Annotated in this window: 14 protein-coding genes; 11 read left to right on the top strand and 3 right to left on the bottom strand. The window is 60.0% G+C overall.

Going from position 1 to position 14,067, the window contains the following annotated elements; all coding sequences use genetic code 11:
• Positions 1-51 precede the first annotated feature (51 nt).
• The 9 genes from QF043_RS22470 to QF043_RS22430 all read left to right on the top strand — a co-directional run bounded on the left by QF043_RS22470 (position 52) and on the right by QF043_RS22430 (position 8,362).
• Positions 52-1,053, top strand: a complete 1,002-nt coding sequence (locus tag QF043_RS22470) for a PleD family two-component system response regulator (protein ID WP_305458304.1) — start codon at positions 52-54, stop codon at positions 1,051-1,053.
• A gap of 234 nt (positions 1,054-1,287) precedes the next feature.
• A protein-coding gene (prfB, locus tag QF043_RS22465) for a peptide chain release factor 2 (RefSeq protein ID WP_096236834.1) occupies positions 1,288-2,383 on the top strand; the annotation gives its coding sequence in 2 pieces (ribosomal slippage) (positions 1,288-1,359 and positions 1,361-2,383; 1,095 coding nt in all).
• Between the two features lie 83 nt (positions 2,384-2,466).
• The gene (gene lysS / locus QF043_RS22460) at positions 2,467-3,969 is read left to right on the top strand and encodes a lysine--tRNA ligase (RefSeq protein WP_017137101.1); all 1,503 of its coding nucleotides are present in this window, start codon (positions 2,467-2,469) and stop codon (positions 3,967-3,969) included.
• Between the two features lie 96 nt (positions 3,970-4,065).
• Positions 4,066-4,782 (top strand): TetR/AcrR family transcriptional regulator, encoded by a 717-nt coding sequence (locus tag QF043_RS22455; protein WP_305458307.1) that lies wholly within the window; start codon positions 4,066-4,068, stop codon positions 4,780-4,782.
• 42 nt (positions 4,783-4,824) lie between these two features.
• A complete protein-coding gene (locus tag QF043_RS22450; protein WP_307420233.1) occupies positions 4,825-5,385 on the top strand; it encodes a hypothetical protein in 561 nt (186 codons plus the stop codon).
• Positions 5,386-5,406: 21 nt separating this feature from the next.
• Positions 5,407-6,684: a flavohemoglobin expression-modulating QEGLA motif protein gene (locus QF043_RS22445; RefSeq protein WP_307420232.1), complete on the top strand. Its 1,278-nt coding sequence runs from the start codon at positions 5,407-5,409 to the stop codon at positions 6,682-6,684.
• Positions 6,685-6,859: 175 nt separating this feature from the next.
• Positions 6,860-7,765, top strand: coding sequence for an alpha/beta hydrolase (locus QF043_RS22440; protein ID WP_307420231.1), 906 nt, complete (start codon positions 6,860-6,862; stop codon positions 7,763-7,765).
• Positions 7,762-8,088, top strand: a complete 327-nt coding sequence (locus QF043_RS22435; RefSeq protein ID WP_069786226.1) for a hypothetical protein — start codon at positions 7,762-7,764, stop codon at positions 8,086-8,088. Before QF043_RS22440 ends, QF043_RS22435 begins: the two co-directional genes overlap by 4 nt.
• 100 nt (positions 8,089-8,188) lie before the next feature.
• Entirely contained in the window at positions 8,189-8,362 is a 174-nt protein-coding gene (locus QF043_RS22430; protein ID WP_305458313.1) for a hypothetical protein, read from the top strand.
• Between the two features lie 51 nt (positions 8,363-8,413).
• Here QF043_RS22430 and QF043_RS22425 read toward each other — a convergent pair whose 3' ends face one another.
• The 3 genes from QF043_RS22425 to QF043_RS22415 form a co-directional block, all read right to left on the bottom strand.
• A complete protein-coding gene (locus QF043_RS22425) occupies positions 8,414-9,199 on the bottom strand; it encodes an OmpA family protein (protein WP_307420230.1) in 786 nt (261 codons plus the stop codon).
• 55 nt (positions 9,200-9,254) lie between these two features.
• Positions 9,255-9,680 carry a DUF4398 domain-containing protein gene (locus tag QF043_RS22420; RefSeq protein ID WP_017137109.1) on the bottom strand — a complete coding sequence of 142 codons (426 nt, stop codon included), beginning with the start codon at positions 9,678-9,680 and terminating at the stop codon, positions 9,255-9,257.
• A gap of 283 nt (positions 9,681-9,963) precedes the next feature.
• Positions 9,964-10,308, bottom strand: coding sequence for a pilin assembly protein (locus QF043_RS22415; RefSeq protein WP_236370631.1), 345 nt, complete (start codon positions 10,306-10,308; stop codon positions 9,964-9,966).
• Positions 10,309-10,492: 184 nt separating this feature from the next.
• Between QF043_RS22415 and ppc the strand changes: the two genes are divergently transcribed.
• Positions 10,493-13,120 carry a phosphoenolpyruvate carboxylase gene (gene ppc, locus QF043_RS22410; RefSeq protein ID WP_307420228.1) on the top strand — a complete coding sequence of 876 codons (2,628 nt, stop codon included), beginning with the start codon at positions 10,493-10,495 and terminating at the stop codon, positions 13,118-13,120.
• A 280-nt stretch (positions 13,121-13,400) separates the two neighbouring features.
• Positions 13,401-14,048: an adenylate kinase gene (gene adk / locus QF043_RS22405; protein WP_307420227.1), complete on the top strand. Its 648-nt coding sequence runs from the start codon at positions 13,401-13,403 to the stop codon at positions 14,046-14,048.
• Positions 14,049-14,067 lie beyond the last annotated feature (19 nt).

The raw sequence follows: 14,067 nt of genomic DNA, 5'->3' as shown, positions 1-14,067 counted from the left end.
CAAAACCTCTCGCGGTGCCGGCTTGCAGGAAAGTAATTCAGGTGACTGCACATGAATGATTTACAGATCGACGACATCAAGACCGACGAAAACGCAGCCATGGTGTTGCTGGTCGACGACCAGGCCATGATCGGCGAAGCCGTGCGGCGTGGCCTGGCCCACGAAGAAAACATCGATTTTCACTTTTGCGCCGACCCGCATCAAGCGATCGCCCAGGCGATCCGCATCAAACCGACAGTGATCCTGCAAGACCTGGTGATGCCCGGCCTTGATGGCCTGACACTGGTGCGCGAATACCGCAACCACCCGGCCACGGCGAATATCCCGATCATCGTGCTTTCGACCAAGGAAGACCCGCTGATCAAGAGCGCGGCGTTTTCGGCCGGGGCCAATGATTACCTGGTCAAGCTGCCGGATAACATCGAGCTGGTGGCGCGCATTCGCTATCACTCACGCTCGTACATGACGTTATTGCAACGGGATGCGGCGTACCGCGCGCTGCGGGTGAGCCAGCAGCAGTTGCTGGACACCAACCTGGTGCTGCAACGGCTGATGAACTCCGATGGTCTCACCGGGCTGTCCAACCGCCGCCATTTTGACGAATACCTGGAGCTGGAATGGCGTCGTGCCATGCGTGACCAGACCCAGCTGTCGTTATTGATGATCGACGTGGACTTCTTCAAGACCTACAACGACAGCTTTGGCCACGTCGAAGGTGATGAAGCCCTGCGCAAAGTCGCCGCGAGCATCCGTGAGGCCAGTAGCCGGCCTTCGGACTTGCCGGCGCGGTACGGCGGTGAAGAGTTTGCACTGGTATTGCCCAATACCTCGCCGGGCGGTGCGCGCCTGGTGGCCGAGAAACTGCGCATGGCGGTTGCCGCGCTGAAAATCCCGCACATTGCCCCGGCAGAAGGGGCGAGCCTGACTATCAGTATTGGCCTGTCGACCATGACGCCGGTGCAGGGCACGGATTGTCGGCAGTTGATCATGGCGGCGGACAAGGGGTTGTACACGGCCAAGCATAATGGGCGTAATCAGGTGGGGATCGAGTAGGCAGAGCACCGCCGAACCCTTGTGGGAGCTGGCTTGCCTGCGATGACGGCCTGTCAGTGACCACATCCGTACCTGGCACACCGCTTTCGCAGGCAAGCCAGCTCCCACAGTTGATCTCTTTTCTCCTGGAAGTTGTGTACAAACCCCGCCTTTTCGCCAAGCGGGCTGCCGTTAGCCCCGGTTTGTCGTTATACTCGTCGGCTTTCAAAAGTTCGCCAACGAGTGCTGCCCGCCATGGAAATCAACCCGATCCTTAACACCATCAAGGACCTGTCCGAGCGCTCCGAAACTATTCGGGGGTATCTTTGACTACGATCAAAAGCATGAGCGTCTGACCGAAGTCAATCGCGAGCTTGAAGATCCGGCTGTCTGGAACAAACCTGAATACGCCCAGGAACTGGGGCGCGAGCGCGCTGCGCTGGCGCAGATCGTCGATACCCTCGACGAGTTGAACACCGGTCTGGGCGATTGCCGCGACCTGCTGGACATGGCCGTCGAAGAAAACGACGAAGGCGCAGTGGGCGATGTCGTCGCCGAGCTGGCCCGTCTCGAGGAAAACCTCGCCAAGCTTGAATTCCGCCGCATGTTCAGCCACGAAATGGACCCGAACAATGCCTACCTGGACATCCAGGCCGGTTCCGGCGGCACCGAGGCCCAGGACTGGGCCAACATCCTGCTGCGCATGTACCTGCGCTGGGCGGATAAACGTGGTTTCGACGCCACCATCATGGAACTGTCCGCCGGTGAAGTCGCCGGTATCAAGGGCGCGACCGTGCACATCAAGGGCGAATACGCCTTTGGCTGGCTGCGGACCGAGATCGGCGTACACCGCCTGGTGCGCAAGAGCCCGTTCGACTCCGGCAACCGTCGCCATACCTCGTTCTCCGCCGTTTTCGTCTCGCCAGAGATCGACGACAAGGTAGAAATCGAGATCAACCCGGCCGACCTGCGCATCGACACCTACCGCTCCTCCGGTGCCGGCGGCCAGCACGTAAACACCACCGACTCGGCCGTACGTATCACCCACGTACCGACCAACACCGTGGTCAGCTGCCAGAACGAACGTTCCCAGCACGCCAACAAGGACACCGCCATGAAAATGCTGCGGGCCAAGTTGTACGAGCAGGAGATGCAGAAGCGCAACGCGGCTTCCCAGGCGCTGGAAGACACCAAGTCGGATATCGGCTGGGGCCACCAGATCCGTTCGTATGTGCTTGATGCGTCGCGGATCAAGGATCTGCGCACTAACATCGAACGCAGCGATTGCGACAAGGTGCTCGACGGTGATATCGACGAATACCTGGAAGCCAGCCTGAAATCCGGCTTGTAACACCCTCTGTGGGAGCGGGCTTGCCCGCGATCCCCAGGTCGAAGGCCTGGGGGCAACGAACCTGTGATGGAAAATTTAAAGACATGAGCGACCAACAACTCGACCCGCAAGCCCTGCAACAGGAAGAAAACTCCCTGATCGCCCTGCGCAAGGAAAAGCTTGCTGCCGAGCGCGCCAAGGGCAATGCCTTCCCGAATGACTTCCGCCGTGACAACTACTGCGATGCCTTGCAGAAACAGTACGCGGACAAGACCAAGGAAGAACTGGCAGAGGCTGCAATCCCGGTCAAGGTGGCGGGTCGCATCATGCTTAACCGTGGCTCGTTCATGGTGATCCAGGACATGACCGGTCGCATTCAGGTGTACGTCAACCGTAAAACCCTGCCTGAAGAAACCCTGGCCTCGGTGAAAACCTGGGACATGGGCGACATCATTGCTGCCGAAGGCACCCTGGCACGTTCCGGCAAGGGCGACCTGTACGTTGAAATGACCAGCGTGCGCCTGCTGACCAAGTCGCTGCGCCCGCTGCCGGACAAGCACCACGGCCTGACCGACACCGAGCAGCGCTATCGTCAGCGCTACGTTGACCTGATCGTCAACGAAGACGTGCGCCAGACCTTCCGCGTGCGTTCGCAAGTGATTGCGCACATCCGCAGCTTCCTGATGGCGCGTGACTTCCTCGAAGTGGAAACGCCGATGCTGCAAACCATCCCAGGTGGTGCCGCAGCCAAGCCGTTCGAAACCCACCACAACGCGCTGGACCTGGAAATGTTCCTGCGTATCGCGCCGGAGCTGTACCTCAAGCGCCTGGTGGTTGGCGGCTTCGAGAAGGTGTTCGAGATCAACCGCAACTTCCGTAACGAAGGTGTCTCGACCCGGCACAACCCGGAATTCACCATGTTGGAGTTCTACCAGGCTTACGCCGACTACGAAGACAACATGGACCTCACCGAAGAACTGTTCCGCGAACTGGCGCAGCTGGTGCTGGGCAGCACCGACGTGCCTTACGGCGACAAGGTGTTCCACTTCGGCGAACCGTTCGTGCGTCTATCGGTGTTCGACTCGATCCTCAAGTACAACCCTGAGTTGACCGCTGACGACCTGACCGACATCGACAAGGCCCGCGCCATCGCCAAGAAAGCCGGCGCCAAGGTGCTGGGCTTCGAAGGCCTGGGCAAATTGCAGGTGATGATTTTCGAAGAACTGGTGGAGCACAAGCTGGAACAGCCGCACTTCATTACCCAGTACCCGTTCGAAGTGTCGCCGCTGGCGCGTCGCAACGATGACAACCCGAACGTCACCGACCGTTTCGAGCTGTTCATCGGCGGCCGCGAAATCGCCAACGCCTATTCCGAGCTTAACGACGCGGAAGACCAGGCCGAGCGCTTCATGGCCCAGGTGGCCGACAAGGACGCCGGTGACGACGAGGCGATGCACTACGACGCCGACTTCGTTCGTGCCCTGGAATACGGCATGCCGCCAACCGCTGGTGAAGGTATCGGCATCGACCGGTTGGTGATGTTGTTGACCAACTCGCCGTCGATCCGCGATGTGATCTTGTTCCCGCACATGCGGCCACAAGCGTAACCGTAGCGAGATCCGAAGCCGCCTTTTATAAGGCGGCTTTTTTGTGTGGCGAATTCAGCCGTCAACAGAACGGCGCCCTTTAAAGGAAGATCTGTCGTGAACCGCGTAATGGCTCAAGAAGGCGCCGCCGGCATTGCTGCTGCCGTGGCTGAAAGTGTCCAGTACCAGGGCCGCAAGGCCAGCCGCCGAGGCAGCGAGCAACGCCGGCAAGACATTCTCGATGCGGCCATGCGCATCGTCGTGCGTGATGGGGTACGCGGCGTACGCCATCGCGCCGTGGCAGCAGAGGCCGGCGTGCCGTTGTCGGCCACCACCTATTACTTCAAGGACATTGATGACCTGCTCACCGATACCTTCGCCCAATACGTTGAGCGCAGCGCTGCGTTCATGGGCAAGCTGTGGGTGCGCAATGAAGGCTTGCTGCGCGAGATGGTCGCCTATGGCGATGGCAGCCCGCAGTCACGCTCACAGCTTGCTGATGACATTGCGCGGCTGACCGCCGACTACGTGATGCGCCAACTGACCAACCGCCGCGAACACTTGATGGCCGAACAGGCCTTTCGCCAGGAAGCTTTGCTCAACCCGCGCCTGGCTGAGCTGGTGCGCTCGCACCAACAGATTCTGTTGCAGGGCACCGGGCAGTTTTTCCAGGTATTGGGTTCCCGCGAGCCGCAACAGGATGCCAGAGTGTTGACGGCGATAATCGGTCGGATGGAATATCAGGGCCTGCTTGGCGGCCCTGAGCCTCTGACGGGTGAAGAGATGCTTGAGATTCTCAAGCGTTACATGCATTTGGTGTTGGCCTCGGTCTAGACCAGCCCGACAACCCAGCTCCCACACTTGATGGGGTTTCCAATGAAAGCCTGGCGTGTCATTGCAATCGCCATATCGTTCCTGCTGCTCAGCGGTTGCCTGGTCACCTTCAAGGACCCGCTGCCGGCCCCTGAAGCCGCGCCCGACGCCTTGCTCGGCCGCTGGTCGAGTAAAAACGCGTGGGGCGAACCGTTGAATCTGCAGATCACCCGTGTCGATCAGCAGCATTACAAGGCCGTAAGCTACCCTAAAGCCAAACCGGGCCAGCGCGATGAATACCTGTTTACGGTGTCGCGCCATGGCAACCGCTGGTACCTGTCGGCGCCGCTGCCGGCGGCCTTCGGTGGCAATTACTTCCTGGCCGGCTTCGACTTTGAAGGTGAGGGCGATAAAACGCGTGAATGGGTGGTCTACAACCTCGACCTTGAGCAGATCCATCAAGCCATAGGTCAAAATGCCTTGCACGGCAGCACCGTGCAAACCGTCGAGGGTGACGGCGTGCGGGTCGACAGCCCGATGGACCAGGTATTTGCCTACCTGGATGACCCGGCCAATGCCGATGTGTTCGTTGAAGCCGTGCGCTACCGGCGCGCGGGCAAATAACGTTTAAAGAGGAAGCACCGGGTGGACGATTACCAGCAGACGATACGCACCTTGTCCGATCGCATTGTGCTGGCACAAACACCGATTCGCGTCCTTGACGCCGTGAAGTGGGACGAGAGCATTCGCCAGGGCTTTCTCAAGGCCAAGGGCAAGGCCATGCCGGCCGTGGACCGCGATTATTACCTGGGCCGGCCGCTGTCGTTCGACTCCAGTGCGGTGAAGCTGGAGTTCCAGAACATCGAGCGCGACATTACCCGCCGTCTCGGCCAGTTCAGTCCGGTGGGGCAGATCATGCGCCGCATGTGCCGCGAGTACCGCATGGTGGTGCGCATGCTCGAAGCGCGGGGCACCGAGGATTTCGGCCTGATTTCCCAGGAACTCTACGGCGCCGCCTCGGACGCGTTCCACGCGGGTGACCCGACGCTGGCCGACCTGGGCCTGATGATGTCCGACTACCTGAACCAGATCGACGGCCGGGGCGACCTCAAGGACGAAGCCAAGACGCTCACGGCCAAGCATGCGGTGGCCTTGCTGCAAACCCGTTTGAACAAGGTGTTTGGCGAGGCCGAAGAGACCATCCGCGTGTTCGAGTCCGACGGTATCGTCGCCGACGCGGCGGCGGGCGCCGACTACATCAAGATCCGCGCCGACGCGATGTTCAACGAGCGTGATGTGCGCGCGCTCGAGGTTCATGAAGGCCTGGTGCACGTCGGCACCACACTCAATGGCCAGAACCAGCCGATCTGCACGTTCCTGTCCAAAGGGCCGCCCTCGTCCACGGTGACCCAGGAAGGCCTGGCGATTCTGATGGAGATCATCACCTTCGCGTCCTACCCCAGCCGCCTGCGCAAACTGACCAACCGCACCCGCGCCATCCATATGGTCGAGGAGGGCGCCGACTTCCTGCAGGTGTTCGAGTTTTTCCGCGAGCAAGGCTTTGAAATGGCCGAAAGCTACGGCAACGCCAGCCGCGTGTTCCGAGGTTCGACGCCGACGGGCCTGCCGTTTACCAAGGATTTGTCCTATCTCAAGGGCTTTATCATGGTCTACAACTACATCCAGCTGGCCGTGCGCAAAGGCAAACTGGAGCAAGTGCCGCTGTTGTTCTGCGGCAAGACCACCCTGGAAGACATGCGCACCTTGCGCCAACTGGTCGACGAAGGCCTGGTGGTGCCGCCCAAGTACTTGCCCGAGCAGTTTCGCGACATGAACGCACTGGCGGCGTGGATGTGCTTCTCCAACTTCCTCAACCACCTGAGCCTGGACCGGATCGAGGCGGATTACTCGAATATCCTGTAGAGATTTCCCTGACACAACCGAATCAAAAAGGTGGGAGCTGGCTTGCCTGCGATAGCGGTGTATCAGTCACCGTTGTCTTAACTGAAAGACCGCTATCGCAGGCAAGCCAGCTCCCACATTTGATCTCATTTGTTCTTGAGAAAATGAGTACAACCTATCAGCGAGGCTTCAACGGATGAGAATCCTCGGCATTTTTTGCCTGCTACTCACATTAAACGGCTGCAGCTCACTGCTGTTCTACCCCGAACCCGGCCTGCCGTTCACTCCGGAAAAAGCCCACCTGGCCTATCGCGACGTCACCCTCACCACTGCCGATGGTGTAAAGCTGCATGCCTGGTGGCTGCCGGCCAAACCCGGTGTGCCGCTCAAAGGCACGGTGCTGCACCTGCACGGTAACGGCGGCAACCTGGCCTGGCACCTGGGTGGCAGTTGGTGGCTGCCGGAGCAGGGCTACCAAGTGCTGTTGCTGGACTATCGCGGTTATGGCCGGTCTGAAGGCAAGCCGTCCTTGCCGGCGGTGTATCAGGACATCGATGCCGCGTTCGGCTGGATCGATAAGGCCCCTGAAACCCAGGGCCAGCCGCTGATCGTGTTGGGCCAGAGCCTGGGCGGTGCGCTGGCGGTGCATTACCTGGCGGCACACCCGCAGCGTCAAACTCAGCTCAAGGCGCTGGTGCTGGACGGCGTGCCCGCCAGTTATCGTGACGTAGGACAATTCGCCCTCAGCACCTCCTGGTTAACATGGCCGTTTCAGGTGCCGCTGTCGTGGCTGGTGCCCGACGCCGACAGTGCGATCAATGCCATGCCCCAGCTTACCGGTGTGCCCAAGCTGCTGTTCCATAGCCTGGATGACCCGATCGTGCCGGTGGCCAACGGCATTCGCCTGTATCAGGCCGCGCCGCCACCGCGGGTGTTGCAGTTGACCCGTGGCGGCCATGTGCAGACCTTTGCCGACAAAACCTGGCAAACCGTGATGCTGCGCTATCTGGACGACCCGCAGCACTTCAATGGCCTGCGCCGCCTGGGCGAAATTCCGAATTACCCTATTCCTAAAGTTGATTCATCAGAGAGCCCGCAATGAGCGAAGAACGCAACATGATCCCGCTGATCCTCACCGGCATCGGCACCATTATCGGTACCGTCGGTTGCCTGTGGTTCTATGGCTACCTGCACTTCGCCAAGCCGGAAGATGCCTTGTTGCTCAGTGACTTCACCCTGCTCAAGACCGTGCCGGGTGAGGACTACAAGGTCTCGCTGACCCCGGCCGCACAAGTCGCGCAATGCATTGATGGCGTATTGGTGATGTTTGATACCGAGCAGAAGGGTTTGAGCGGCGTGCTGGTGAACAACAAGAAACAAGCCGTGCGCTGCATGGGCCAGGAAACGCCGCAGCTTCAGGAGTGATATTGAAATATCTGGAACCGTATTCCGTAAGACGCCACTTAAGGGCTTGTCAGCGTTGCTGATGGATAACTTATGAATGGCCAGTCAAGGGAGAGTCACGGTGAATATTGGTGCGATAGACAGGATGATGGATATGGCCCGGGCGCAGCAAAGCCTGGATGAGCTCAGCGCGTGGAACGCCGAGCCTTCCCAAAAGGAGCAGGACGAAACCAGGCGGCGCACGGAGTTCGAGCTGGCGGGCGGCGACGACAGCAATCGTCAGATCCAATTCTGAAGCAAAAAAAAACCACCGTTTCCGGTGGTTTTTTTATCCTGCGTCAATCAATCAGTTAGCAACGGACGAGCGTGGCTTGACTGGCTGGTTGTCGTTGGAAATGGTTACTTCAACGCGGCGGTTCATGGCGCGGCCCGAAACGCTGCCGTTGTCGGCAACCGGGTATTCCTTGCCGTAACCCTGGGTCACGATGCGCGAGATATCCACGCCTTGATTAGCCAGTGCACGTTGTACCGAAGCGGCACGACGCTCGGACAGGCTCTGGTTGTACGAGTCGGAACCGGTGCTGTCGGTGTAGCCTTCGACGATCACTTTACGGTCCGGGTTGTCACGCAGGAACTGAGCGAGTTTGGTGATGTTCACCAGGCCGCTGGATTTCAGGTCGGACTTGTTGGTGGCGAACAGTACGTCACCGAAAGTCACCAGGGTGCCGCGATCAGTCTGCTTGGCGTTCAAGCTGTCTTGCAGTTGCTTGATCTGTGCATCACGGGCTTGCAGCAGCGCCTTGGCACGTTCATCACCGGCGTTTTTCAGCTTGGCTTCGGACTCACGCAGCGAAATGGTGTCTTTGGCCACTTCAACGCGCTGGTTGGTCAGGTAGGCCAGTTGGTCGACCTTCTTCTCGTCTTCCTTGTCGCGGTAGGCCTTGTCAGCCTTGTCCAGCCAATCCTGCGCGTCCTTGGTTTCCAGCGCCGCTACCTTGGTGGCTTGCGGGTTGGATTGCAGGGCCGAGAAGTTGGTCCGCGCGTTTTCCAGGTTCTGGTTCGGCGGGGTGGAGCAGGCCGCCAGAGCAACGCTCATTGCCAGCAGGGCAGGGATCATCAATTGTTTACGCATAGTCGTGTCGTCCTTTCAATTCGATATCGGGTGCAATGCAATCAGTGGCGGCGGCTTATTGCTGTTTGATCACAGCCGGGCGCATGCCTTCCTGACGCAGTTCCTGCACAGCTTTCTGGGAATCCTTCACAGCCTGGTCAGCCTTGGCAGCCTGGGCTTTGCGCTCTGCGACACGGGCATCCCACTCGGCTTGTTCAGCCAGTTGACGCGCTTTGTCGTAGTTCTTGTCGTGCATGGCCAGTTCAGCAGCTTTTAGCTTGTCCTGAGCCGACTTCATTTCTACCGCTGCGTACTCGGTGCCGCCGGCGCTGACTGCGCTGTTTACGGCGGACTGGGTCACGGCGTATTGCTCGGTCGGCGGGTTACCGGCGCAGCCCGCCAGAACGAAGCTGGTGCCGATTGCCAGCGCGGCCAATTTCAGCCCGCGCAGATGGTTAAACGAGGATTTGGCAGTGCTGGTCTTCATCGTCTTCAACTCCATTGGATAACTCCTGAAAAAATCAAAATCCACTTCATTGGTTGGCGGTTGCAGGCCCGGCGGTAAAGCACCAAATGCCCTTTTCAAACGGCCGTTCCAAGTGATGGCTTACTGGTTGTGACCGGAGCCTTTTTTCAAAAGTTCAGCGGAGATGGCGATTTGCCTAAAAAAATATCTGACTGTTTGGTCAGTGTTTAAAAGTTTGAACTTTTACGTTGCGCAGCGGTACGCCGAGCCTCTGTGAGGCCCGGAATACCGGGGTTAAACGGGGTTTATCGACTGTTTATCAGTGTTGCTGTTCGTCGGCGGCGGCAGACAAATCATGCAGATAGCGGCGTGACAAGGTCAGAAAGCGCGGTGTAGGGCCGACGTCTTCATACAATGGGTCACCCTCTTCATCGGTGGCGATCACATGCTGGCCCTTGATGTAGGGGAAGCTCGCTTCCAGCTCTTCAAGGGCCGCGCCGATCAGCTCGCCGAGCAATTCTTCGGTGCTGCGCTTGGGGTACATCTCGGCGATAGCGGCCAGGCGCGCAGCCGACTCGACGTCCAAGTGGATCGCGTACTCGGTTTTGGTCAGGCGACCCTTGGCGTTCTCTTCCCAATGCTGGGCCAGTTCTCGAATTTTCATGGCAACCTCAATAAGCCCGCGATGGCAGGCGGTGATGGGTGTCCAGCCGCCTGCGCGGGTAACGCGACGACTCACTGTTGAGACTAGCTGCAAGTCGCAAGGTTTAAAGTGTCTTGTCAGAAACTGACGCGGGCGGCACTCTGGAAGGCCTGCGCGTCCCGGATTTCTGGCTGGAGATTGGTTGATGAGTGATATCGATGCACGCTTGCGTGAGGATGTTCACCTGCTGGGTGAATTGTTGGGCAACACCATTCGAGAGCAGTACGGCGATGCTTTTCTCGACAAGATCGAGCAGATTCGTAAAGGCGCCAAGGCTGACAGACGCGGTGCCGGCGATGAGTTGAGCACCCGCCTCAATCAGTTGCAGGAAGACGAACTGCTGCCCGTGGCACGCGCGTTCAACCAGTTCCTCAACCTGGCCAACATCGCCGAGCAATACCAACTGATCCATCGGCGCGATGAATCGCAGCCGGCGCCCTTCGAGTCCCGCGTGTTACCGGAGTTGCTGGCCCGCCTTCAAGGCGAAGGGCACAGCAATGAGTCCCTGGCCCGCCAGCTGGCACGCCTGGAGATCGAGCTGGTACTCACCGCCCACCCGACCGAAGTGGCGCGTCGCACCCTGATCCAGAAATACGATGCGATTGCCGCACAACTGGCGTTGCAGGATCACCGCGACCTCACCGGCGCCGAGCGCGAGCAGATCCGCCAGCGCTTGCAGCGGCTGATCGCTGAAGCCTGGCACACCGAAGAGATCCGCCGCATCCGGCCCACGCCAGTGGACGAAGCCAAGTGGGGCTTTGCGGTGATTGAGCATTCGCTGTGGCACGCCATTCCCAATTATTTGCGCAAGGCCGACCAAGCCTTGCACGCCGCCACCGGCCTGCGCCTGCCACTTGAGGCGGCGCCGATTCGCTTTGCCTCGTGGATGGGCGGCGACCGTGACGGCAACCCGAATGTCACCGCGCCGGTCACCCGCGAAGTGTTGCTGCTGGCGCGCTGGATGGCGGCGGACTTGTATTTGCGCGATGTCGATCACTTGGCGTCCGAGCTGTCGATGCAGCAGGCCAGCCCTGCGTTGCAAGCCAAGGTCGGGGACAGCGTCGAACCTTACCGTGCCGTGCTCAAGCAACTGCGCGAACGCCTGCGCGCCACGCGCCAATGGGCGCATACCGCGCTCACGGCCAGCACGCCGGCGCCGGCCGAGGTGCTGCAAAACAACCGCGACCTGCTTGACCCGCTGGAGCTGTGCTATCAGTCGCTGCATGAGTGCGGCATGGGCGTGATCGCCGATGGCCCGTTGCTCGATTGCCTGCGCCGCGCCGTGACCTTCGGCTTGTTCCTGGTGCGCCTGGACGTGCGTCAGGATTCCAGCCGGCACTCGGCGGCCATGACCGAAATCACCGATTACCTGGGCCTGGGCCGATATGAAGACTGGGACGAAGAAGCGCGCATCAGCTTCCTGAGCAAAGAACTGACCAATCGCCGGCCGCTGCTGCCAGGTTATTTCAAGCCGTCGGCAGACACCGCCGAAGTGTTGAACACCTGCAAGGAAATCGCCGCCGCACCGGCTGCATCGCTCGGCTCTTATGTGATCTCCATGGCGGGTGCCGCGTCGGACGTGCTGGCCGTGCAACTGCTGCTTAAAGAGTCGGGCGTGCAACGGCCGATGCGCGTGGTGCCACTGTTTGAAACCCTGGCCGACCTGGATAACGCCGGGCCGGTGATGGAGCGCCTGCTGCAATTGCCGGGTTATCGCGCGCGTTTGCAAGGCCCGCAGGAAGTGATGATCGGCTATTCGGACTCGGCCAAGGACGCCGGCACCACCGCCGCCGCCTGGGCACAGTACCGGGCCCAGGAACGCCTGGTGGATATCTGCCGCGAGCAACAAGTGGAGCTGCTGTTGTTTCACGGTCGTGGCGGCACTGTTGGCCGTGGTGGCGGCCCGGCGCATGCGGCGATCCTGTCGCAGCCGCCAGGCTCGGTGGCGGGGCGTTTCCGTACGACCGAACAAGGCGAGATGATTCGCTTCAAGTTCGGCCTGCCGGACATTGCCGAGCAGAACCTCAACCTTTATCTGGCTGCCGTGCTGGAAGCCACGCTGCTGCCACCGCCGCCGCCCGAGCCGGCCTGGCGGCATTTAATGGATGAATTGGCAGCAGACGGTGTCAGTGCTTACCGCGCCGTGGTGCGGGAAAATCCGCAGTTCGTCGAATACTTCCGTCAGTCCACGCCCGAGCAGGAGTTGGGCCGCTTGCCATTGGGCAGTCGCCCGGCCAAGCGTCGTGCGGGCGGTATCGAGAGCCTGCGCGCGATTCCATGGATCTTCGGCTGGACCCAAACCCGCCTGATGCTGCCCGCCTGGCTAGGCTGGGAAGCGGCATTAAGCAAGGCGCTGGAGCGTGGCGAAGGCGAGTTGCTGGGGCAGATGCGCGAGCAATGGCCATTCTTCCGCACCCGTATCGATATGCTGGAGATGGTGCTGGCCAAGGCCGATGCCGACATCGCGCGGCTGTATGACGAGCGTTTGGTGCAGCCGGACCTGCTGCCATTGGGTGCGCACTTACGCGACCTATTGTCGCAGGCATGCAGCGTGGTGCTTGGCCTGACCGGCCAGTCGCAACTGCTGGCCCATAGCCCCGACACGCTTGAGTTCATTCGCCTGCGCAACACTTATCTCGACCCGCTGCACCTGTTGCAGGCCGAATTACTCGCGCGCTCGCGCCAGCAAGAGGCGGCGCAGGACAGCCCTCTGGAACAGGCGCTGCTGGTGTCTGTGGCCGGTATTGCCGCCGGTTTGCGCAACACTGGCTGAGGTTTTCTGCGTGTTCTCAAAGGCTTGCGGATAAACAACGGCGGCCGCCCGGAAACGGGCGGTCGGCGTTTATGGGGCGGGGTTGCACTCAGGCACACCCTACCTATGACTGCATGCCGGGCGCGGTTCTTGCGACTTTTGGCGGCTTGTATGGATAGAGCCCGCTGTGTATCTTGATCAGCCTTTGGCCGTTTGATCGGCCAGGACCCACATTTTTACGAGATTGGCCCCACGCGGCGAATCCGAGCGTCATCTCTATAAAAAATTGAGGAGCACATCGATGCGCGTCATTCTGCTGGGAGCTCCCGGGGCCGGTAAAGGTACTCAGGCAAAGTTCATCACTGAAAAATTCGGCATTCCACAAATCTCCACCGGTGACATGCTGCGTGCTGCCGTCAAGGCCGGCACCGAGCTGGGCCTGATCGCCAAGAGCGTGATGGACAGCGGCGGCCTGGTTTCCGATGACCTGATCATCAACCTGGTCAAGGAACGCATCAGCCAGGAAGACTGCAAGAACGGTTTCCTGTTCGACGGTTTCCCACGCACCATTCCCCAGGCAGAAGCCTTGGTGAAAGCCGGCGTTGAGTTGGACGCTGTGGTTGAAATCGCAGTTGAAGACGAAGAAATCGTTCAGCGTATTGCGGGCCGTCGCGTTCACGAAGGCTCGGGCCGCGTGTACCACATCGTCTACAACCCGCCAAAGGTTGAAGGCAAAGACGACGTGACCGGGGAAGACCTGGTGCAGCGTAAGGACGACACCGAAGAAACCGTGCGTCATCGCCTGTCGGTCTATCACTCACAGACCAAGCCGCTGGTGGATTTCTACCAGAAGCTTTCGACTGCCCAAGGCAAGCCGAAGTACAGCCACATCCCTGGCGTGGGTTCGGTAGAAGCCATCACCGCCAAGGTGTTGCAAGCACTGAGCTGATCCTTCGATCGGCTTTGCG

It is taken from the genome of Pseudomonas sp. W3I7, from assembly GCF_030816095.1.
GTDB classification, from domain to species: Bacteria; Pseudomonadota; Gammaproteobacteria; order Pseudomonadales; family Pseudomonadaceae; genus Aquipseudomonas; species Aquipseudomonas salomonii.
This window is presented reverse-complemented; position numbering and strand designations above follow the sequence as displayed.